This is a genomic window from Streptomyces sp. NPDC050636, assembly GCF_040654775.1.
Taxonomy (GTDB): Bacteria; Actinomycetota; Actinomycetes; order Streptomycetales; family Streptomycetaceae; genus Streptomyces.
Map to the genome: position 1 here is coordinate 20863 of NZ_JBFAIP010000049.1, position 19627 is coordinate 40489.

Below are 19627 nucleotides of genomic sequence, written 5' to 3' on the forward strand. Positions count from 1 at the left end.
GGCCCTATGTCTATGCCCGTACCCATACCTGTGCCTGTGCCTTTGGCTGTCCCGTGCCGTCGGGCTATGCCACGTCCGCATAGCTCGTGCCGACCTTCAGCCCGTCGATCCAGTTGATGACCCGCTTGTTCGTGACCTCGGCGCCGTATGTGCCCCACCGGGTGTCATTGCCCAGGTCGTCCCAGGTGCGGCCGGAGAACGACGTCACCTCGGCGCCGTTGTAGTACGCCTTCACCCAGCCGGTCGACGCGTCGTCCGAGGTGTGGATCCCCAGCACGATGCGCTTGTACGTGCCGGTCGCCACGGGGGTGCTCCACTTCAGCGTCCACTTCTCCCCGGCCTCGATGTGGAACAGCTTGAGGACCCCGCCCTCGACCTTCAACAGCACGGGGTAGTTCTGCTGCTGTTGATCACCGGTGCCGTACGACTTCCACTGGAAGATGGTCGCCGCGTCCGGGGTGTTGGTGGAGGTGTCCCAGCCGAGGTAGTAGGTCTGATCGTTGCGGAAGGCGTAGCGCGAGCCGCCGACCGAGAGGCCGTACGTGGTACGGCCTCGTCAGGATGTCGACCAGATGTCGGGTCCGCCGTCGCGCCACTCGAAGACGCCTGTGTCGTCCCAGACGAACTTCGAGGTGGCGAAACCGGCCCGGCGCAGGAACGCGGCCACGTCGCCGGTGCGCCGAGCGCGGCCCAGGTCCTGTCCATAGAGGGTGACGCGACGGCCGCCGGTGCACGGCGGATGCACGATCACGGGCGCACGATTCATACGGCCAGCATGGGGCGGAACCGGCGCGCCCGCATCCCGAGCGCAGTTGTTCGATTACGTTGTGTAGCCATCTGGCTGAGGTCACTGGCGCGCGCCTTCAGGGCCCCGCCCGAAGACGCGAGAAGAACGGTGCAGCCTGTAGGTCGGGGCCGCCGCGCTGCCACCACCGAACCTCGTTGCCGGTGTCCGGCGCCGACGGCCCGTCGCGGATCTCGCGCCGCAGTCCGGCCAGCATGTTGCGCGCCCCCGCGATGAACAGCGGATCACCGATGAGTTTCTTCGCGGCCAGCGCCTTACGGCAGGCGCGCAGCGCCGCCTCCGGTCGCCCGTGGGCCCGTTCGGTGAGGGCGCGCGCGTACAGGACGGTCGAGTAGAGCCAGAAGTCCCCGTCGGAGTGCCGGAATTCCCAGGCCCTGCGGGTGGCCGCCTCCGCACGGCCGGCGTCGACCGCGGCGAGGGCGATGGCCAGCAGCGCCCAACTGTGGGCGGGCCCGGGGCCGAACCACGGATCCTTGGATTCGTGTCGGGCCGCTTCCTCCAGGCACGCCACCGCCGTCCCGGTGTCCTCGCGATACAGCGCCAGCACGCCGTGCGCGTGCGCGATCCGGGCCAGCCCGTCGGAGTCCGCATGCATCACGGCCGCCGCCCACGCCTCGTCCAGCAGCGCCTCCGCGGTGGCGGGCGAGTGCTCCTGTGCTGCGAGCCAGCCCGCCAGCCACAGTGCCCGGGCCCGCAGCGCCGTGTCGTCCCGGGAGAGCAGCAGTAGCCGGTCCAGGTGCGCTCGCCCCTCGTGGCGGAAGCCGCACGCCGCCCACCGGAACCACAGGGAGACCGCGATCTCCAGCGCGCTGAGCGCATCGTCCGCGTCCTGCGGCGGCCGGGTCAGTGCCGCGTCGAGGTTGTGCTGCTCGTCCTCGACCAGACGCACCGCGACCTCTTGGTCCGTGTCCTGCCAGGCGATCTGTGCCTCGGCCGCGAGTGCCGCACAGGCCTGCCGGAACCGGCGCAGTGCGGAGGATTCCTCGCCCGCCTCGCTCAGTCGCGTCCGCCCGAAGTCCCGGGCGCCGCGCGGGAGCCGGTAGCGCGGTGGCAGCGCGGCCCCGGTGTACTGCGGGGCGCCGCCCGCCTCCCGTACGCGTTCCAGGACGGACGCCAGCCGGAGCCGTTCCAGCGCGGCGTCGACCTCCGCTGCAGGAACGTCACTGCTGGCACATACGCAGCCCGCGAGCCAGGGATCGAAGTCCCCGGGAAGCACCGAGAGCCTCGCCCACACCCGGCGGTCGACGGGTGAGCAGAGGGCGTAGCCCGCGGCGTGCGCCGCATAGAGCGAGGTGTGCCGGGCGGTCGGGGCAGGACCCGACCAGAACAGCGGACCGTCCGCGCCCACCTGCGCCGCGAGCTGCGGCAGCGACAGCCGGTCCAACTGCTGGGCGGCCAGCTCGATCGCCAGCGGCGAGCCCTCCAGCGCCGCGCAGACGGCGACGAGCAACTCCGGTGCCGCGGGCCCGGTCCGCGCCGCCAGCAGTTCCACGGCCGGTCCGGCGATCCCCTCGCCCAAGGTCACCGGTAGCGGCGCGATCTCGATGACGCGCTCCACGGCCGGCCCCAGAGAACGGCGTGCCGTCGCCACGATCCGCAGCGCCGGCTCGGCCCGCAGCAGCCGCCGCGCCAGCCGCGCGCACGCGTCGAGCAGCGGGTCGCAGTCGTCCAGCAGCAGCGTGGCCCGGAGCCGTACACAATGCGCGGCGAGCGCCGCGACGGCCGTATCGTCCGCGTCCGGCGGCTGGGCGCCATCGCCGGTGGGGGCGTCCGCCTCGCAGCGCACCGCGTCGTACGCACAGGGGCGAACGGTGCGCCTGGCGACGGCCCGCGCGGTGTCCCGGCATACGGTGTCCAGGCCCGCCGCCCGTGCCAGAGCGTCGGTCAGACCGCTCTCCGTCAGGCCGTCCCAGCAGCCGACCCGGATGACCGTGCCGCCGTGCTGTGCGGTGTGTCCGTCCAGGACGGCACGGGCCAGGACGCTCTTGCCCACCCCGGCGGCTCCGGTGAGCGTGACCAGCGGGGAGCCGCTCAGCAACCCGGATACCCGCTCGTGCTCAACGGCCCGTCCCACCAGGTCGGGCAGTGGCCCGCGATCGGCCCACGCGCTCATCGGTCATTCCCGTCCGCGGCACGGCGCCGCGTCCTTCCCTATGGAGGACCCACGATGCCAGAACCGACCGCCGGGTAAACAGCGGGTGGACTCATCGATGGAGGGAAACCTGCCCGGTGCGTTTGACCCCATCGGTTGTTCCATGGCGGCCCGCGCGCGGGATCATCGGATCGCCGCAGGCCGGGGCCGGTGCAGGGCATTGTTCGCATGATCTTATGGTGGTGTCTTTCGTCCGGTATCCGGCGGGCAGCGTGGGCTGCCCGCCGGACACCGGCCAGAGGACCCGAGGAGAACGTCCCGATGAAGTGCCTGCGCGTCGGTGCCGCGATGAGTGTGATCGCTGTGGGACTCCTGGCCGGTTGCGGGAGCCAGGGCACGGACACCGTCGACGCGTCACGCGTGCCGCGGCTGCGGACCAGGTCGCGGACGCCGCCAATGGCGCGCCCCGGGTGGTGCTGCCCCGTGGCCCGCGTTCCTCCTTCACTCCGTACCGGACGACCGGGGACGACGGCACCCGGGTCGCCAAGGCCACCTGGCACGGCCGCAAGTCCGGCTTCACCGGCGACATCTGGGCCTGGGTGCCGCCGCAGTACAACCAGCCGGAGTACGCCAAGAGCGGCTTCCCCGTGCTGATCGCGCTCCCGGGTGCCTACGGCTACCCGTTCAACTACTGGGCCGGTGCGCCGTTCGCGCTGGAGGAGCGGATAGCCGAGTGGTCGCAGCAGGGCAAGACGCTGCCGTTCATCGTGGTGATGCCGGTGCTCAATCCGCGCAAGACGTACTACGACGGCAGCGACATACCGGGGCAGCCGAAGATGGGCAGCTGGCTGACCGAGGACGTGCCGGCTTTCGCGCGCGCCAATTTCCGTACGTACGACAGCCGGGACGGCTGGGCCTTCATGGGCTCCTCCTCCGGTGGCTTCGCCGGGCTGAAGGCGGTGCTCAAGCACCCGCGGAAGTTCAAGGCCGTCATCGCCAACGGGCCCGATACGGCGCCGGATTCGCCGCTCTGGAAGGGGCACCCGGCCGAGATGCGGGCCAATGACCCGCGGTGGCTGGCGCGGCAACTGGCCGCGCGCAAGGGGCCGGAGGTCTATCTGGCCTTCGAGCTCGGGGCCGAGGAGGCCGCGGTGCCCGATGTGAAGAACTTCATCCGGGACCACACGGGCGGGCCGATCCACTCCACGCTCTTCGAAATACCCGGCGGTGTGCACAGCGGCCACACGTACATCCAGCGGATGGCCGACTCGCTGCACTGGATCAGTGAACAGATGCAGGGCCCGGTACCCGTTCCGTCCGTGTGACGGTCCGTTGGCATACGGCTCCGGCGGCACCGGTGGGCCCGGACCGTCCCGGCGGCCCCATGGTGCACCGGGCCTCCTATTGCCGTGGCCCGGCCACCGGCAACAATTGTCATTCCTCCGGTCAGTGGGCGCGGCCAGAGGTTCCGTGTGCCCGGTGGAAGGAGTGCTGTGCGGTATCTGCAAGCCGTCGGCCTGGTGTTGGCGGGGCTGGCGCTGCTGGCGGGCAGCTTCACGGCGGGCAGCCACTGGCTGCTGGACCGGGACGCGACCAGCGCCGTGGACGATGCGACCGGAGCCGTGCCGCGCGCCGAGGTCGCTCGGTCGATCTCGGGTCATCTGTCGCTGCCGGTGATTCCCAGGGGCCCGCGGTTTGTCGACTGCGCCAAGGACCTGCGCGCGGTCGAGGGGGCGCGGATCCGGTGCACGGCCCACTACTTGCGGGGGATCGGCCGCGATATGACCGTACGGGTCGTCCGGGTCAGCGGCGGCGAGATCACCTACGTTCACGACGCACCGCGCGGATGACCCGGACGCCGGTCCGCATGGCGCTCGCCGTTGCGTTCGGCACGGCACCGGAGATCACGTTGCGGGCGGAGCGATCAGGACGCCTCGGCCGGATCCCGCCGCAACGTCCAATGTTCCTAAATGGGGCCATTGTTGAATCTCCGTCAGAGCCGTATCAGAACTCGATCGGCATAGACACACGGCGTCACCTTGATGCTAAGATCATCCCACTTGCCAACCGCGGTAAACACCTGCTATGGCAAGACGGAAATTCCGCGTATTGGCCTGAGAAACCGCCACTTGGGGAGAGGTATGCCATTAGCCGGGCCTTCGCTGGCTCCTGGCGGGCGACCCTGCGCGGCCGTACACGCATGTCTGGAATCGCGAGTGACGTGGAACGCGCCACCCAGGCATTCGATACCCGGTGGCACCGTCGTCCGAAGAGAGTCCTATGACGCCATACTTCCAGGATCCAGCGCTCTGGGGTTTGATCGCTGGTACCCCTGTCGCCGCAGCCGCGATTATTCAGGGCAGAAAGAAGATCACCGAGCTACGAAAAGAAAAGGGCGAGCTCAAGCAACGCTACGCCACCCTGGAGGAGCACTACGCGGAGGCTGTGGAGGAGGCCAAGGACCGAGCTGAAGAGGCCACGAAGAACACGCTGAAGGCCGCCATGCGGACCCTTCAGGGCCTCGCGAGTGAGCAGCAGCTGGCGATCTCCAAGATGCAGGAAAAGTACGGCGAACGCCAATTCCTGCAGGACCTCCTCGACATCGATCACATGAACTCGCAGTTCGCGCGGCGGGCCCAGTCCATCGCCGTACTCTGCGACGGATGGCTCGGCCGGCGGCGCACCGCGGCCTCGCTCTACGACGTGGTCCGCAGCGCGAAGGGCCGTATCCGCCACTTCACGCGCGTCGAGATCCGTTCCCAGAGCAATTTCGCCATCGTGAGCCGTGCCGTTGAACCGGTCGCACTCACCCTTGCCGAGCTGCTGGACAATGCCACCAGCTATTCGGCGCCGGAAACGATGATCGAGATCAATATCCGTCCGGTGCCCAAGGGCGTCTGCATCGTTGTCGACGACGCGGGTGTCGGCATGAACGAGGAAGAGAAGGCCAAGGCCGCCGAGCTACTGTCGGGCGGAGGCTCACGCGGTGTTTCCAGCCTCGGCAATCCGCCGCAGTTCGGATTCACCGTCATCGGTGTGCTCGCCGCCCGCTACGGCTTCAACGTGTCCGTGGATTCCACGTCGCCCTATGGCGGAGTGCGCGCGGTCGTCCTGCTCCCCGACGATCTTCTGACGTCCCTGCATGAGCCCGAGGAGGGTCCTGCCGTGGCCGCGTCCGCCCCGATGCCGCCCGAGGAGAACAATTCCGGTTCCCCGGTGCCCGCGACGTCCCCGGCTCCCGCGACCACGGCCGGCGGGTTGCCCAAGCGCCGCCGGCGCGGCGCCATTTCCATCGTGCCGGCCGAAGCCGAGAGCACGAAAGACCCGGGCCGCGACAGCGCGAAGACCGCGTCCGTCATGGGCGCATTCCAGCGGGGGACGCAGTCGGGCCGTCGTTCCACCAATGCAAGCAGTGAAGGGCATGAGGCTCAGTGAACTACGATCTGTCGTGGATGCTTGACAGTGCTCTGGAAGTGCCCGAGGCACAACACGCCATTCTCGTCTCCGCCGACGGGCTCCTTATGGCCCGTTCGAAGGACGTCGGCCGGGATCACGCCGATACCGTCGCCGCCGCGATGAGCGGAATGCAGTCGTTGAGCCGTACGGTCTCCGACTTCTGCCGGGGCAGCGGCCATCGGCCGCAGTGGCGTCAGACGCTGGTTGAGTTCGACCACGGTTGGGTCTTTCTCATATCGGCCGGCGAAGGCGCCTATCTCGCTGTATCGGCGTCGCCCGACGTCGACATGGCAGAGATCACGTTCCGGATGCAGCAGCTCGTCGGACAGCTCGGCAAGGCGCTGACCAGCCCGCCTCGTGAGAGGGCTGATATCCAACCATGACGCCCTCGGACGAACCGGAGCTGGAACACGAAGCCGCGGAATTAGTACGGCCGTATGTCATCACGAACGGCCGTGGACTTCCAGACGACAGTGATTTCTCACTGATCACGCTGGTCACAGTGCACCAGGACCCCCCCAGGACCAAACCTCTCGACCCGGAGAAGCTCCGCGTTATCGAGCTGTGTTCGGGAGGTTTTCTTTCGGTCGCCGAGATCGCCGGACACACACGGCTGCCCGTGGGTGTCGTCAAGATTCTGGTGTCCGATCTCACCGAGGAAGGACACCTCTGTACTCGTGCGCCCATACCGAGTGCCCAGCTCGTCGACAGGCAAATCCTTGAGGAGGTGCTGAATGGGCTCCAGGCTCGCTTTGGATGACGGAGTGTACCTGCGCAATTCGGTGCAGACCGCGGCGAAGATTCTCGTGGTCGGACATTTTGCCGTGGGCAAGACGACGTTCATCGGGACCATGTCCGAGATTCCCCCACTGCGTACCGAAGAGGTCATGACGCAGGCCGGCGAGGGAATTGACGACCTGAAGGGCGTTCCCGGCAAGACCACGACAACGGTCGCCATGGACTTCGGCCGCCTCACGCTCAGTGAGAAGCTGGTCCTGTACCTGTTCGGAACGCCCGGCCAGCAGCGCTTCGTTCAGGTGTGGGAAGACATGACCCGCGGGGCACTCGGCGCACTGGTGCTGGTCGATCCCGAGCGCCTTGAGGACTCCTTTCCTGTCATGGACCTGGTGGAGCAGTACGGAATCCCGTACGCCATCGCCGTCAACCGGTTCGACGGGACCCCCGCCCACTCGATCGAAGAGATCCGCGAGGCCCTGGACTTGCTCCAGGAGACGCCCGTCGTCAACTGTGATGTGCGTGACCAGCGGTCATCGGCGGATTCACTGATGGTGCTCGTCCGTTATCTACAGTCTCGCCTCAACTAGGAGTTCAGGCATGCAATCTCACTCGGAATTCCAGGGCCCGCCACCGGGCTGCCCCGCACACAACGGCGGTGAACGGTTGCCGATGTACGGTCCCGAATTCGCTGCTGCCCCGGATGCCTTCTACCAGCGCTTGCGAGAGCACGGCCCCAGCGCGCCCGTCGAGCTGGCTCCTGGTGTGGAGGCCGAACTCGTCACGGACTACACAGCGGCGCTGCATATCCTCCAGAATCCGGACACCTTCGCGCGGGACTCCCGCCGTTGGCGGGCTCTGAACGAGGGGCAGGTGCCTCTGGACAGCCCTGTGCTGCCCATGATGATGTACCGGCCGAACAGCATGTTCTCCGACGGCGCTGAACATCTGAGGCTACGCCAGGCAGTGACGGAGAGTCTGGGCCGGTTGGACATGCACCGGGTGAGCCGGCACGTCGACCGTGTCGCCGCGTATCTCATCGACCAGTTCAGTGTCCGGGGCAAGGCCGATCTGATCACCGATTACTCACAGCTTCTGCCTCTGCTGGTCTTTAACGATCTCTTCGGGTGCCCGGCAGAGCTAGGGGACCAGCTGATCCTCGCCATTTCCAACCTCTTCGACGGTATCGACGCGGAGCGGGCCAACGAGGCCATGGCGGCATCCCTGTTCGAGCTTGTCGCGCTCAAGCGGACCAGTCCGGGCGACGACGTCACTTCGTGGTTGATGCAGCATCAGTCACAGCTGTCCGATGAGGAGATGGTTCACCAGCTGGCCCTTCTCATTGGTGCGGGCACCGAGCCAGTGCAGAACATCATCGCCAACGCGTTGCTTCTGTTGCTTTCAGACGAGCAGTATGGCGGCGGCCAGCACGGTGCCGGAGTTCTGGTCGAGGATGCCATCAATGAGGTGCTGTGGAATAGCCCGCCGATCGCCAACTACGCCACGCACTACCCCGTGCATGACGTGGAACTCTCGGGGGCCAAGCTGGCGGCCGGAACGCCGGTGCTCATCAGCTTCGCGGCCGCCAACACGGATCCGAGTCTGTCCGCGAGCCGGCAGACGGTCAGTAAGCGCGCGCATCTCGCTTGGGGCGCGGGACCGCATGCCTGCCCGGCCAAGGATCCGGCTCTGCTGATCTCCATCAGGGCCATCGAGAAGCTCCTCAACGTGCTGCCCGACATTGAATTGGGTGTGCCTGCGCGCACTCTGACCTGGCGTCCTGGTCCGTTCCACCGGGCGCTCAACGCGCTGCCCGCTCGCTTCACGCCGGTACGGGAGAAGCGAACGTCCGCACCTGACCGGACAAATGGGCATACCGCGGGAGATACACCTACCCAGAATCGCGAGGGCAAGCCGCGGAAGGGCAGCTGGTGGAGTGGATTCCTGACCTGGTGGAAGGTGTGACGCTTGTAACAGTGCAACCGTTCCAAGATCGCATGAACGTTCAAGCGCGGGGGTATGCAAGGTTGGCGATTATTGTGTGATCTTCTGAATGAGGGAGTCGCCGTGGAGCCCGCCCTGGCTGCCGCACCCGGTGATCGGCGTACTGTGGTTTCGCTTTTCTCGCGTCTGCGCACGGCCGACGGGCAGTCGAATCCACTGCCGTTCTACGCGAAACTCAGGACAATGGGGGAAGTGGTTCCGGCTCCATGGGGCGGGCACCTGGCGACCTCCTACAGGCTGTGCCACCAGGTGCTGAGGAGTAGATCCTGGCGCGTGCCCGACAGTGGCTGGCGCACGTGTCAGGATGACGCGGCACGATGGAGTGCCGCAGCCTCGCGTCAGATGGGCGATACCTTGCCCATGCTCAACCCGCCGCATCACACCCGCATGCGGCGACCGTTGGGAAACATATTCGACCGGAAGTCTCTGGAAATAATAAAGCCTTCGGTCGAGAAGGTAATCGAGCGGCTCCTTGATCGGCTCGCAGAAGAATTGCGGGAAGGTCCGGCCGACTTCTGTGCGCTAGTCGGCGAAGAACTTCCCGTGATAACCATCGGTGAATGGCTGGGGATACCGTCTGCCGATTACCCTCTCCTGCGGTCGCTCACTCACGACCAGGTTTACACACAGGAATTGTTTCCGACGCCGAGCCATCTCGCGCTCTCCGACGCAGCGACGCACCGTCTGCGGCAGTACTTCACCGAGCTGGTGCAGGAACGCCGGAAGGCGCCCGGGGGCGACCCGATTTCGTCATGGATCCGGACCTGGGACGCACTCGAATCCGACCGGCATGCCGCGGACGAGGCCGTCTACTCCCTTGCGCTCTTCATGGTCCTGGCAGCGCTGGAGACAACGGCTCATGTGTTGTCCAGCATGGTGTGGCTGCTAATGAAGCACCCACGCCAACTGGAGTGGCTGCGGATCCATCCGGAGCACATACCGGGCGCGATCGACGAGGTGCTGCGGTACGACGCCCCGATACACATGATCAGCCGGGTGGCGGCTGAGGATACCGAACTCGCCGGGGTGCGAGTGCGCAAGAACGAGATGGTGCAGCTCATGATCGGCGCCGCGCATCACGACCCGAACCAGTATGCCGATCCTGGTGTGTTCGACATTCGACGCAAGGCCACCTACCTCAGCTTCGGTGGGGGCATCCACTACTGCCTAGGCAACACACTGGCCCGTCTGGAAGCAACGTGCCTGCTGACCTCGCTGCTCAAGCGCCTGCCGAGCTTGCGTATCAGTGCCGCTCCCGTCTGGGCGCCACGCGTGGCCTTCCGCCGCCTCACGGCACTTCAGGTGGTCCATACCTGATGTGCCGAACTCGTAAGAAGCGCCGAACGAAGAACAAGGAAGACCATGGTGCAAGACTTCAAGACCCTTCTCGTGACATGCGAAGGGCCGGTCCTCAAGGTGCAGTTGAACAGTCCTGAGACGGGTAACGCCATATCCGGGCTGATCCTCGACGAACTGCTCACCGTGCTCGGCGCCCTGGATGACGAGCCGGCCATCCGCGTGTTGATCCTCTCTGGTGCAGGGGACAACTTCTGCCTGGGCGGGGACCGCAGCGAGTTCCCCGCGTTGCTCACCGAGGACCCCAGCGGAGCGACGCTTCGCGGCCTCGGCAACAAGGCGCGCCGGGTTTGCGATGCACTCGCGACCACCGAGGTGGTGACCATCGCGCGGCTGCACGGTGGGGTGGTCGGGGCCGGAGTGGGGCTCGCGGTGTTCTGTGATCTGCGGGTCGGCGCGGACAACTGCCGCTTCCGGCTGCCGGAACTAGGCCTTGGAGTGCCCCCGGCCTGGGGAGGAATCCTGCCGCGGCTGCTGAACGAGGCGGGCACCGCCAAGGTCCGTGAGTTGATACTGACCGCCGACAACTTCGACGCCAAGAGGGCGCAAGAGCTGTCCATCCTGCACAAGGCCGTCCCGGAAGACGAGCTGGACACGACGGTTACCCGGTGGACCAAACCACTGACCCGCAGGTCTCCCTCGGCTCTGAGGACCGCCAAACTCATGATGAACGCGTACGCGAACGCCAACCGCCTCGCGGATGCCGCCCTGTTCGACGCGGAGCTGCTGACGTCTGCGTTGACCGTCGCCGAACACTCCCGCCACCGCTGAGGTCCTGGGCAATGGTGCGGTCGGCGCGGTCCTGCATGGGGGCCACACGCGGCGCTTCAGCGGTCAGGGGCTCAGCGGCGGCCGGGCTCAGCTATCGGCGTCCTTCACCGCATCCCGATGCCGTGCCGCCAACTCCAGGTACATCGCGGCATTCAGCTTGATGGTCTCGCGTTCCTCATCGGTCAGCTCCCGCTTGACCTTCGCGGGCACCCCGGCGACCAGCGAGCCGGGCGGCACCCGCATGCCCTGCGGGACCAGGGCCTGCGCGGCGACCAGCGACCCGGCGCCGATATGCGCACCGTTCAGGACCGTGGCGCCCATACCGACCAGGACATCGTCCTCGACGGTGCAGCCGTGCAGCACCGCGTTGTGGCCGACGGATACCCGCTCGCCCACGGTCACCGGGAAACCCGGGTCCACATGAACCGTGCAATTGTCCTGAATGTTGCTGTCGGCGCCGAGCACGATCGGGCCGCAGTCCGCACGCAGGACGGTGTGGTACCAGATGCTCGAACCCGCAGCCATGGTGACGTCACCGAGCACAACGGACGTCGGCGCGGTGAACGCCGCCGGATCGATCTTCGGTTCCTCGCCGCCCACCTCTGAAATCAACGCCCGTCCCGCCATTGTTCGCTCTCCTCGTCAGGTCTGTGCCGCGCCCACAGCACCGTAGACGACGGAGGCGCGGCCGGCGGGCGGTTGGGGTGGCCGAGGGTGGGGCGAAGATCACAGCGCACCGTGCGGCCGGTCGCCCGGGACGCTGAGTACGGTGTGCGAGTGCCGATAAACCAGAACGTGTTCTCATCTGTCGCGGCCTGGCGGCGCCGGGCGGTGTCCCGCGCCGTCCACCGCGGCGCACGCTGGGTGCGGCAGGCCGCGGCCGTCACGGCCGAGCGCCCCGGCCCTTACCGTTTCCGCCGTATCGGCCACGGCGCCCGGCTCGCCTACCCGCAGGGCACGGTTTTCGGCGACCCGTGGATCGAGATCGGCGACTACTGCATCATCGCCCAGGACGTGACCCTGACCGCCGGCATGATGCCGGACCTCGATCTTGGCTCGGAACCGATCCTCACGCTGGGCAACGGCGTGGTCCTGGGGCGCGGCAGCCATGTGATCGCCGATGTCCGGCTGACGATCGGTGACGACTGCTTCTTCGGCCCCGGTGTCTACATCACCACCACTAACCACAGCTACGACGACCCGGAGGTGCCGGTCGGGAAGCAGTGGCCGCGCACCGACCCGGTCACCATCGGCCCCGGCAGCTGGATCGGTACCGGGGCGGTCATCCTGCCCGGTGCGCGGCTGGGCAGGAACGTGGTGGTCGCGGCCGGCGCCGTCGTCCGCGGCGAGGTCCCCGACCATGCGGTCGTCGCCGGCGCACCCGCCAAGGTCGTCCGCAGCTGGGACCCGGAGGAGGGCTGGCAGCCACCGCTGCGTACGCCGGCGCCGGTGCCGATTCCGGAGGGTGTCAGCCCGGAACAGCTGCTCGCGCTGGCGGAGTGGAAGGACGGGGCAGGGGAGACGGCGGAGACGAGCGCGACGACGGGAGAGATGGGGGATACGACGGAGACGGGGGAGTGTGACGAGGCCGGTGCGGCGGGTGTGGCCGCCCCGGGCCGGTCGTCGGTGGACGCCTCGTAAGGCGCACGGTGTTGGTAAGGCGCACGGTGAGTGGGCGTCAGCCGCCGGAGGCGAGCAGGACCGTGCCGACCAGGGCGAGCGAGGCGCCCGCCGTCTGGATCGCGCGCATCCGCTCCTTGAGGACGCCGAGCGCGGCGACAGCGGTGACGACGGGGTAGAGCGAGGCGAGCACCGCCGCGATGGTGACCGGGCCGTTCTGGGCGGCGATGGCGTAGGTGCCGTTGGCGGCGACATCGGCGATACCGATGAAGCCGAGCGCCGGCAGCGAGCCGCGCAGCGCCGCGAAGCCGCCCTCGGGCAGCGCCGGAGTGCCGCGCCGCACCGTCGCGTACAGGGCGGCGCCGCCGACCGCGACATTGCACACCCGCTGTACGAACAGGGCGAGAAAGAGCCCGGTGACGGTCGTGGACGCGCTCGCGATCAGCGCCATCACCGCGCCGAAGCCGAGTGCCGAAATCATGGTGAGCACGATCGTCTGGCGGGCCACGGACGCGCCGCCGATCCGCGGTCCGGCGGCCAGCAGGACGCCGAACACGGCCACGACCATCCCCGTGGCCTGGACGAGTCCGGGCCGTTCGCCCGCGACGATGCCGACGCCCAGCGGTACGAGGACGGTGCCGATCGCGCCGAGCGGTGAGACCACGCCCATCGGGCCGAGCGCCAGGGCGCGATAGAAGCAGAGCATCGCGGCGGGTCCCACGACGCCGGCCGCGACCGCGAACCACAGCTGCGGACCGGCCTCCCGCCAGCCGCCGGTGAGCACCACGATGCCGCCCAGCACCACGGCGGCCAGCGTCTGTGACACGACCACCACGGTGAGTGCGTGCAGACGCCGGGTGAGCAGTCCGCCGCCGAAGTCGGCAAGCCCCCACAGAAGGCTGGTGGCCAGGGCGAAGACCGCTGTCATGGTGAAACCTCGCAGTACAGTGAGCTGGACGCTGAAGTGCACCACACCGTAGTACAACAAACTCGACTACGGAATTGAATATATTTAACTCCGACGTGCAACTTGGACGTGGATGGACCGTGACGGACCTCGACCAGCTCACCCAGTCGCTCGCGCGCAACCTCAAACGCTGGCGCACCGAGCGCGGCTACACCCTCGACGCCCTGGCGGCCCGCGCCGGTGTCAGCCGCGGCATGATCATCCAGATCGAGCAGGCCCGTACGAACCCGAGCGTGGGCACCACCGTCAAGATCGCCGACGCGCTCGGCGTCAGCATCACCACGCTGCTGGACTATGAACAGGGCCCGCAGGTGCGGATCGTGGCGCCGGGCGAGGCCGTCCGGATGTGGTCCACCGACGCCGGCAGCCATACCTCGCTCCTGGTGGGGGCCGAGGCGCCCGGGCCCTTCGAGCTGTGGGACTGGCGGCTGATGCCCGGTGACGAAAGCCGCTCCGATCCGCATCCGCCCGGCACCGTGGAGCTGCTCCATGTGCGCGCCGGCACACTGACGCTGCTCGTCGACGGTGAGGAGCACACGGTGGCCGCGGGTGCCTCGGCGACCTTCGAGGCCAAGGTCGCCCATGGCTACCGCAACGACGGTACGGAGCCGGTGGAGATGACCATGTCGGTGATCATCCCGCTCGGCCGCTGAGCCACCACGCCTGTTAACTTGGCGCCATGCCCGTGCCGATGGATGCCTTCGACGATGTCCGGCCTGCCGCCGAGTGCCTGGACCTGCTGACCGAGCCCGTCGCCGCCGCGATCCGCGGCTGGCGCGGACCCGTACCGGTCGAGGAACTCCGCTATGTCGATACGGACCCGGCGATCGCGGACACCGAACGCCTCGTCGAGCACTACGGCGCCTGGCTGCTCCAGCAGTCGGCGAACTGTGTCGTGGTGGCCGGCAAGCGCGGCGGCGAGATCACCCTGGCCGCATGCCTCGTGCTCTCGCATACCCGGGTCGACGTCAACGGCGTGGTCCGCCGCCAACTCGGCGCCCGCAAGGCCTCGTTCGCGCCGATGGACACCGCGGTCGGCGACAGCGGCATGGAGTACGGCGGCATCACCCCGATCGGCCTGCCCGCCGCCTGGCCGATTCTTGTGGACTCCGCCGTCGCCGATATGCCGTACGCGCTGATCGGCAGCGGCGGGCGCCGCGGCAAGCTCATCGTGCCGGGCAAGGCGCTGGCCCAACTGCCGGGCGCCACGGTCCTGGACGGGCTCGGTGTCGCTTAGAGCTCCCTCGGGAGCTCCCTCACTGCGGGGCCGTTGACTGCGTTCGGCTTGGTGTCGTGAGTCAGAGGTGAGGGTCGTAAGTCAGAAGTTCAGTGATGACCTCCCCCGTTTGGCTACGGCTACGGCTATGGCTAAGTTGAGTGACTTCCTGTGCCGGGGCGCAGATCGAGTGACAGTGCTGTGGAGTGCTCGGTGAAGCCCAGGCTCCGGTACAGCGGCTCGGCGCCTTCCGTGGCATGCAGATCGACCCGGGTGACGCCACGCTCGGCGAACCAGGCCAGCAGCGCCTCCGTCGTGGCGCGCGCATAGCCGCGGCCCCGATAGCGCGGATCCGTACAGACGTTGAAGACGAACGCGAAGCGCCCCGAGGGGTGTCCGGGCGCCGGCAGTCGCTCCTCTATCCGTCCGATCGCGCACGCCGCCAGATGCGGTGCGCCGGCCTCCTCGCCGTCCACCACGAACCCGCCCAGCGGTGCGTCCGGCCCGGCCAGCTGGCGACGCGCCACCGCCTCCGCGTCCCGCTCCCAACTCCCGGGCTCATCACGCCCGTTCATCGCGAAGAACATCAGGCGGCGCAGCCGGACGAGCTCGGCGGCGTCCGCGGGGCGAGCGGCGCGTGGCGTGATCATGCACGGACGCTAACGCAGCCGGCGCTCAGCCCAAACGCGGTATCTCAATGGCCGGACAGCGGTCCATCACCATGTCGAGACCGGACCCACGCACCCGGTCCCACGCCCCCTCGTCGATCACTCCGAGCTGGAACCACACGGCCTTCGCCCCGGCCGCCACGGCCTCGTCGGCGATGCCTCCCGCCAGATCGCTGTTGACGAACACATCGACCACATCGACCGGGAACGGGATCTCCGCCAGCGAGGCATAGCCCTGCTCGCCATGCACCGTCTCGGCCTTCGGGTGCACCGGCACGATCCGCTTGCCGTACCGCTGCAGCACCTCGGCGACGCCGTACGCCGCGCGCCGCTCGTTCGCGGACAGGCCCACCACGGCCCAGGTGTCGCCGAGCTCGGTGAGGATCCTGCGGATCGTCCTGGGGTCGCCGTACACGCACTGCCTCCCGCGGCTGGAGAACGGTCCTGAAGAAGGGCCCTGAGGAAAGGTCCTGGATGGAGAAGGGCCCTGTGTGGATCACCGGCCCTGTGTGGATCAACGGACGCGGCCGGCCAGAGATTCCCGGCGCGAGCAACAATCACGAACAGAAATCACGAACAGAATCACGAACAGGAATTGTGAGAAGGCATCGTGAGCCGGAGTCGCGCGCAAGAGCCGTGGCAGGAGTCGCGAACAGGAATCTGCGTGCGTAGGCAGACGCCCCGCCCGAAGGGGAAGACGGGCGGGGCGGGTCCGAGCGTCGACGGGTCAGTTCGCGCCGCCGACCACCCCGCTGCCTGCCATCCCGGCGCCGACGACGGTGCTGCTGCCCGTGGTGCGGGCCGGCTTGCCGATGGGCACCGGCTCGATTCCGGCGGCCCCGGTGCCGGGGCGCAGCGTCTCCGTAGCGGCCGGTGGGAGGTCCTCGTCCGGCTGCTCCGAGGTCCCGGCGCCGACGGCGGCCAGCGCCGCACGCAGCGGCTTGGTCTCCACCAGCATGCTCACCGGGCCGGTCGGGTTCAGATACAGGGCATGGCCCGGCGGCAGCTGCTCGACGAGTTCGGCCACCGGCCGCCGGTCGTACAGCAGACGCCCCACGGATTCGAGGTAGGCCGGGGAGGTGTAGACGGGGATCACCGGGGTGCCCTCGGGTGAGGCCGCGGCCAGCGGTGTCCCGGTCGTGGTGACCAGAACGGAGACCTCCGCGCGCGCCAGCGCCTCGTGTACGTCCTGCGCCGGGCCGTAGCCGGTCGCGGCCAGCTGCACGGCCTTGTCGACCGGGTCGGCCGGGTCCGCCCAGTCCAGCATCTGCGGGGACGGCCGGTACTCCGGGTTGTCCCGCCACTCCTCGATCTCGCCGGTCGGCCCCGACCGCCATTGGCCGATCAGTGCCCAGAGCGGTGGTGGCCCGTCGCCCGACCAGGTCAGATCCACCATCGCCAGCCAGTGATCGGGCGCGTTCCGCGCCGCCTCGATGACCTCCGGGGGCGGCTCGGGCATATCTGAACCCGTCACGGGGACGCCCGCCGTCATCGCCGACTGTGTGCTGTTGTCCATGAAGCCTCCGCCAACCCGCCGTTCCGTTCCTGAGTGCACGAGTCGGCCCCGGAAACACGAGGCCCTCGCCCGTGGGCTCACAGTGCCCACGGGCGGCCCGGACGTCTTCCCGACGCACCGTGCGGGCCTCGCGAGTACGCCGCCTGGCCGTGTGGGCTGCGCCCGTACGGCGGACACCGCAGCGCGGCGCGGAGTTCCGGGACCGGCGGTGTCCGCGCGTCACAGGGCCGCATAGGCTGGTGCGATGCAGGACCAGTACCGGACTCTCGCGCGCGAGGGAGTCCACGAGATCGAGATCAACAAGTCCCGCTTCATCTGCGCGCTCGCGCCCGTCGCGACCGAGACCGAGGCTCAGGACTTCATCGCGCGCATCCGCAAGGAGCACCCCACCGCCCGCCACCACTGCTTCGCGTACGTCATCGGTGCCGACGGCGGCGTCCAGAAGGCGAGCGACGACGGCGAGCCGGGCGGCACCGCCGGAGTGCCGATGCTCCAGATGCTGGTGCGCCGCGAGGTGCGCTATGTCGTCGCCGTCGTCACGCGGTACTTCGGCGGCGTCAAGCTCGGCGCCGGCGGTCTGATCCGCGCCTACGGAGGAGTCGTCGGCGAGGCGCTGGACGCGCTGGGCACCATCACCCGGCAGCGCTTCCGGCTGGTGACGGTCACCGTCGACCACCAGCGGGCGGGCCGGGTGGAGAACGACCTGCGTACGACGGGTCGCGCGGTGCGCGAGGTGACGTACGGGGCCGACGTACGCATCGAGGTCGGGCTGCCGGAGGCCGACCTGGACGCCTTCCGGGCCTGGCTGGCCGACGCGACAGCCGGGACCGCGGTGCTGGAGCTGGGTGGCGAGGCATACGGGGACGTGTGACAACCGGGACCGGCGGGGCGGTACGGGGACGGGACGCGTCAGGGGCGTTCGGCGGAGGAGGGGCGCGAGGGGCCCGGCTGACGGGGCGTCGGTCGCACACAGAATGACGGAGACCGGCCGAGAATTTCGGGGACATTGCGCACCCATGCAATCGCCTCAACCGGCCTGGAAAAAGAGTGCCTCGGTGGCCAGCCATTCTGTGCAATCGGGGTCGTCGTCGTGCCGTGTGCCGGTGTGGACGGCGAATGCCGCGTCGATCTGACGTGCGGTGGCTTCTGCGTCGCCGTGCAGCGCGCTGGCCATGGAGCGGGTGATCGCGATGGTCGCTGACATGCGGCGGCTGGGGCGCGCGAACGCACACAGACGCTCGGCTGCGTCGAGGAGCGCATGCGTGCCGGCGAGGTCCCGCAGGTGGGCGTTACGGCGACGGTGGACGCGTCTGAGCACGATGGCGAGTAGGTCGCGCAAAAGATACTCACGGAGTAGCTCGCCGGGGCATCGCGCTCCTACTCCCGCCGGGCAAAGCCCTGCGGGAGTAGAAGCGTTTCACCCATCCCGGCGAGCCTTATGGCCTGTGTGGCGGGTCATCGGCGGAGCGCCCCCTTCTCCCTGCCCCTCCTCATACCTGCGCGCCGACGCGTCCACATGCGCCATCCGCCGCATCGCCATGAGGACGGTGTCCCCCAGTACGGTCCCCACCACGACGCTCTCCACCATGCCGTCGACCTCCGCGTTGCGGCCCACCCACGCGAGATCGGCGGCGGCCACCCCTTCGCAGGCGTCGGCGTAGTCGTCCAAGATCTCCTCGAACTCGCCGTGGCCGATGCCTCGGAAGGTGGCGAGCGCGACGGCCAGCGCTTCGACGGCCGGATTCTCCAACTCGACCCGCCAGCCGCGCCGGTGGATCAGCTCCGTGACCCTGCTCCGTGCCTCCTCCATGCCGTCCGGGGTGACGGCCGGCGGCGCGGTGATCGCGAACTGCGCCGCGCCGAGCACCTTGTGCACGGACTCGTCGGGTGAGTCGACGGCGGCCAGCACCTCTCGGACGGCCGAGACCGAGAGTCCTCCGACGTCCATCAGCCCGCGGATCAGCCGCAGCCTGCGGACGTGGCTGTCGTCGTAGCTGGCCTGGTTCGGGCTGGTCAGCCGGCCCGCGGGCAGTAGCCCCTCGCGGACGTAGTACTTGATCGTCGGGACCGCGACGCCCGTCTCGCGACTCAATTCCCCGATGCGCATCTGCCGCCCTTTCCCACGCCGGGCCGCTGCCCGACGCTCCTTGCCTCCCGGGCGCCCCGCCCGTGCCCGGCCTTGCCGATCCGGCCCCATCATAGATAGTCCAGCTAACAGATAACGAAAAGCGCTACTATCCGGTCTGGCTGTGCAGCGGACGGCGCAGCCACTTCGACATCGAAACTCCCCTGGACTCCGCGGGCTCCGCCTGAAGAGCACGAGCCGGGCATGAGGTCCGTGACGGATCGGGTGCTGACAGGCGTTAGCGTGGTGGGTGCTGACTGCGAGCCTGTGCTGGTTCGTGCTGGTCTTATAGGTGC

22 protein-coding genes and 1 pseudogene are annotated in these 19627 nt (G+C 68.5%); 13 read left to right on the forward strand and 10 right to left on the reverse strand.

All coding sequences use genetic code 11. The features are described from left to right. Nucleotides 1–64: 64 nt before the first annotated feature. The 3 genes from AB0I10_RS27535 to AB0I10_RS27545 all read right to left on the reverse strand — a co-directional run bounded on the left by AB0I10_RS27535 (nucleotide 65) and on the right by AB0I10_RS27545 (nucleotide 2918). Nucleotides 65–388, reverse strand: a complete 324-nt coding sequence (locus AB0I10_RS27535) for a hypothetical protein (protein WP_363155324.1) — start codon at nucleotides 386–388, stop codon at nucleotides 65–67. Between the two features lie 168 nt (nucleotides 389–556). After that, nucleotides 557–766, reverse strand: a complete 210-nt coding sequence (locus AB0I10_RS27540) for a hypothetical protein (RefSeq protein WP_363155325.1) — start codon at nucleotides 764–766, stop codon at nucleotides 557–559. Nucleotides 767–863: 97 nt separating this feature from the next. Then, on the reverse strand, nucleotides 864–2918 hold the full coding sequence (locus AB0I10_RS27545; protein WP_363155326.1) for an AAA family ATPase: 2055 nt from the start codon (nucleotides 2916–2918) through the stop codon (nucleotides 864–866). Between the two features lie 300 nt (nucleotides 2919–3218). Between AB0I10_RS27545 and AB0I10_RS27550 the strand changes: the two are divergent. From AB0I10_RS27550 to AB0I10_RS27590, 9 genes and pseudogenes are all read left to right on the forward strand, one after another. Further along, nucleotides 3219–4222 (forward strand): annotated as a pseudogene (locus AB0I10_RS27550) (alpha/beta hydrolase-fold protein). Nucleotides 4223–4390: 168 nt separating this feature from the next. Next, nucleotides 4391–4747 (forward strand): DUF4333 domain-containing protein, encoded by a 357-nt coding sequence (locus AB0I10_RS27555; RefSeq protein ID WP_363155327.1) that lies wholly within the window; start codon nucleotides 4391–4393, stop codon nucleotides 4745–4747. 430 nt (nucleotides 4748–5177) lie between these two features. Beyond that, nucleotides 5178–6332, forward strand: a complete 1155-nt coding sequence (locus tag AB0I10_RS27560) for an ATP-binding protein (RefSeq protein ID WP_363155328.1) — start codon at nucleotides 5178–5180, stop codon at nucleotides 6330–6332. Then, nucleotides 6329–6736 carry a roadblock/LC7 domain-containing protein gene (locus AB0I10_RS27565; RefSeq protein WP_363155329.1) on the forward strand — a complete coding sequence of 136 codons (408 nt, stop codon included), beginning with the start codon at nucleotides 6329–6331 and terminating at the stop codon, nucleotides 6734–6736. Before AB0I10_RS27560 ends, AB0I10_RS27565 begins: the two co-directional genes overlap by 4 nt. Next, nucleotides 6733–7113 (forward strand): DUF742 domain-containing protein, encoded by a 381-nt coding sequence (locus AB0I10_RS27570; RefSeq protein WP_363155330.1) that lies wholly within the window; start codon nucleotides 6733–6735, stop codon nucleotides 7111–7113. Before AB0I10_RS27565 ends, AB0I10_RS27570 begins: the two co-directional genes overlap by 4 nt. Next, a complete protein-coding gene (locus AB0I10_RS27575; protein ID WP_363155331.1) occupies nucleotides 7088–7678 on the forward strand; it encodes an ATP/GTP-binding protein in 591 nt (196 codons plus the stop codon). Before AB0I10_RS27570 ends, AB0I10_RS27575 begins: the two co-directional genes overlap by 26 nt. 10 nt (nucleotides 7679–7688) lie before the next feature. Beyond that, a complete protein-coding gene (locus AB0I10_RS27580) occupies nucleotides 7689–9053 on the forward strand; it encodes a cytochrome P450 (protein ID WP_363155332.1) in 1365 nt (454 codons plus the stop codon). A 102-nt stretch (nucleotides 9054–9155) separates the two neighbouring features. After that, the gene (locus AB0I10_RS27585) at nucleotides 9156–10409 is read left to right on the forward strand and encodes a cytochrome P450 (RefSeq protein ID WP_363155333.1); all 1254 of its coding nucleotides are present in this window, start codon (nucleotides 9156–9158) and stop codon (nucleotides 10407–10409) included. 45 nt (nucleotides 10410–10454) lie between these two features. Beyond that, a complete protein-coding gene (locus AB0I10_RS27590) occupies nucleotides 10455–11219 on the forward strand; it encodes an enoyl-CoA hydratase/isomerase family protein (RefSeq protein WP_363155334.1) in 765 nt (254 codons plus the stop codon). An 87-nt stretch (nucleotides 11220–11306) separates the two neighbouring features. On the opposite strand, the gene AB0I10_RS27595 is transcribed toward AB0I10_RS27590, so the two are convergent. Next, nucleotides 11307–11846 carry a gamma carbonic anhydrase family protein gene (locus AB0I10_RS27595; RefSeq protein ID WP_363155335.1) on the reverse strand — a complete coding sequence of 180 codons (540 nt, stop codon included), beginning with the start codon at nucleotides 11844–11846 and terminating at the stop codon, nucleotides 11307–11309. 150 nt (nucleotides 11847–11996) lie between these two features. On the opposite strand from AB0I10_RS27595, the gene AB0I10_RS27600 reads away from it, so the two are divergent. Beyond that, nucleotides 11997–12860 (forward strand): acyltransferase, encoded by an 864-nt coding sequence (locus AB0I10_RS27600; protein WP_363155336.1) that lies wholly within the window; start codon nucleotides 11997–11999, stop codon nucleotides 12858–12860. Nucleotides 12861–12897: 37 nt separating this feature from the next. Here the strand turns inward: AB0I10_RS27600 and AB0I10_RS27605 are convergent, their stop codons facing one another. Beyond that, nucleotides 12898–13767 (reverse strand): EamA family transporter, encoded by an 870-nt coding sequence (locus AB0I10_RS27605; RefSeq protein ID WP_363155337.1) that lies wholly within the window; start codon nucleotides 13765–13767, stop codon nucleotides 12898–12900. Between the two features lie 119 nt (nucleotides 13768–13886). Here AB0I10_RS27605 and AB0I10_RS27610 point away from each other — a divergent pair, with 119 nt between their 5' ends. Both AB0I10_RS27610 and AB0I10_RS27615 read left to right on the forward strand, forming a co-directional pair. Beyond that, on the forward strand, nucleotides 13887–14459 hold the full coding sequence (locus AB0I10_RS27610; protein ID WP_363155338.1) for an XRE family transcriptional regulator: 573 nt from the start codon (nucleotides 13887–13889) through the stop codon (nucleotides 14457–14459). A gap of 26 nt (nucleotides 14460–14485) precedes the next feature. After that, nucleotides 14486–15043, forward strand: a complete 558-nt coding sequence (locus tag AB0I10_RS27615) for a YbaK/EbsC family protein (protein WP_363155339.1) — start codon at nucleotides 14486–14488, stop codon at nucleotides 15041–15043. Nucleotides 15044–15174: 131 nt separating this feature from the next. Here the strand turns inward: AB0I10_RS27615 and AB0I10_RS27620 are convergent, their stop codons facing one another. The 3 genes from AB0I10_RS27620 to AB0I10_RS27630 form a co-directional block, all read right to left on the reverse strand. Then, a complete protein-coding gene (locus AB0I10_RS27620) occupies nucleotides 15175–15672 on the reverse strand; it encodes a GNAT family N-acetyltransferase (RefSeq protein ID WP_363155340.1) in 498 nt (165 codons plus the stop codon). Nucleotides 15673–15697: 25 nt separating this feature from the next. Further along, on the reverse strand, nucleotides 15698–16105 hold the full coding sequence (locus AB0I10_RS27625; RefSeq protein WP_363155341.1) for a CoA-binding protein: 408 nt from the start codon (nucleotides 16103–16105) through the stop codon (nucleotides 15698–15700). 312 nt (nucleotides 16106–16417) lie between these two features. Next, entirely contained in the window at nucleotides 16418–17206 is a 789-nt protein-coding gene (locus AB0I10_RS27630; RefSeq protein ID WP_363155342.1) for a type VII secretion system-associated protein, read from the reverse strand. A 244-nt stretch (nucleotides 17207–17450) separates the two neighbouring features. Between AB0I10_RS27630 and AB0I10_RS27635 the strand changes: the two genes are divergently transcribed. Further along, nucleotides 17451–18077, forward strand: a complete 627-nt coding sequence (locus AB0I10_RS27635) for a YigZ family protein (RefSeq protein WP_363155343.1) — start codon at nucleotides 17451–17453, stop codon at nucleotides 18075–18077. 156 nt (nucleotides 18078–18233) lie between these two features. Here AB0I10_RS27635 and AB0I10_RS27640 read toward each other — a convergent pair whose 3' ends face one another. Further along, a complete protein-coding gene (locus AB0I10_RS27640) occupies nucleotides 18234–18524 on the reverse strand; it encodes a hypothetical protein (protein WP_363155344.1) in 291 nt (96 codons plus the stop codon). 99 nt (nucleotides 18525–18623) lie between these two features. Further along, nucleotides 18624–19313 (reverse strand): MerR family transcriptional regulator, encoded by a 690-nt coding sequence (locus AB0I10_RS27645; RefSeq protein ID WP_363155345.1) that lies wholly within the window; start codon nucleotides 19311–19313, stop codon nucleotides 18624–18626. Between the last annotated feature and the right edge of the window lie 314 nt (nucleotides 19314–19627).

What these genes read in the sequence shown, in the direction of transcription:
- AB0I10_RS27590 (WP_363155334.1), top strand. Translation starts at nt 10,455, where the DNA reads ATGGTGCAAGACTTCAAGACCCTTCTCGTGACATGCGAAGGGCCGGTC.
- AB0I10_RS27595 (WP_363155335.1), bottom strand. Translation starts at nt 11,846, where the DNA reads ATGGCGGGACGGGCGTTGATTTCAGAGGTGGGCGGCGAGGAACCGAAG.
- AB0I10_RS27635 (WP_363155343.1), top strand. Translation starts at nt 17,451, where the DNA reads ATGCAGGACCAGTACCGGACTCTCGCGCGCGAGGGAGTCCACGAGATC.
- AB0I10_RS27570 (WP_363155330.1), top strand. Translation starts at nt 6,733, where the DNA reads ATGACGCCCTCGGACGAACCGGAGCTGGAACACGAAGCCGCGGAATTA.
- AB0I10_RS27560 (WP_363155328.1), top strand. Translation starts at nt 5,178, where the DNA reads ATGACGCCATACTTCCAGGATCCAGCGCTCTGGGGTTTGATCGCTGGT.
- AB0I10_RS27615 (WP_363155339.1), top strand. Translation starts at nt 14,486, where the DNA reads ATGCCCGTGCCGATGGATGCCTTCGACGATGTCCGGCCTGCCGCCGAG.
- AB0I10_RS27620 (WP_363155340.1), bottom strand. Translation starts at nt 15,672, where the DNA reads ATGATCACGCCACGCGCCGCTCGCCCCGCGGACGCCGCCGAGCTCGTC.
- AB0I10_RS27605 (WP_363155337.1), bottom strand. Translation starts at nt 13,767, where the DNA reads ATGACAGCGGTCTTCGCCCTGGCCACCAGCCTTCTGTGGGGGCTTGCC.
- AB0I10_RS27545 (WP_363155326.1), bottom strand. Translation starts at nt 2,918, where the DNA reads ATGAGCGCGTGGGCCGATCGCGGGCCACTGCCCGACCTGGTGGGACGG.
- AB0I10_RS27645 (WP_363155345.1), bottom strand. Translation starts at nt 19,313, where the DNA reads ATGCGCATCGGGGAATTGAGTCGCGAGACGGGCGTCGCGGTCCCGACG.
- AB0I10_RS27575 (WP_363155331.1), top strand. Translation starts at nt 7,088, where the DNA reads ATGGGCTCCAGGCTCGCTTTGGATGACGGAGTGTACCTGCGCAATTCG.
- AB0I10_RS27630 (WP_363155342.1), bottom strand. Translation starts at nt 17,206, where the DNA reads ATGGACAACAGCACACAGTCGGCGATGACGGCGGGCGTCCCCGTGACG.
- AB0I10_RS27580 (WP_363155332.1), top strand. Translation starts at nt 7,689, where the DNA reads ATGCAATCTCACTCGGAATTCCAGGGCCCGCCACCGGGCTGCCCCGCA.
- AB0I10_RS27540 (WP_363155325.1), bottom strand. Translation starts at nt 766, where the DNA reads ATGAATCGTGCGCCCGTGATCGTGCATCCGCCGTGCACCGGCGGCCGT.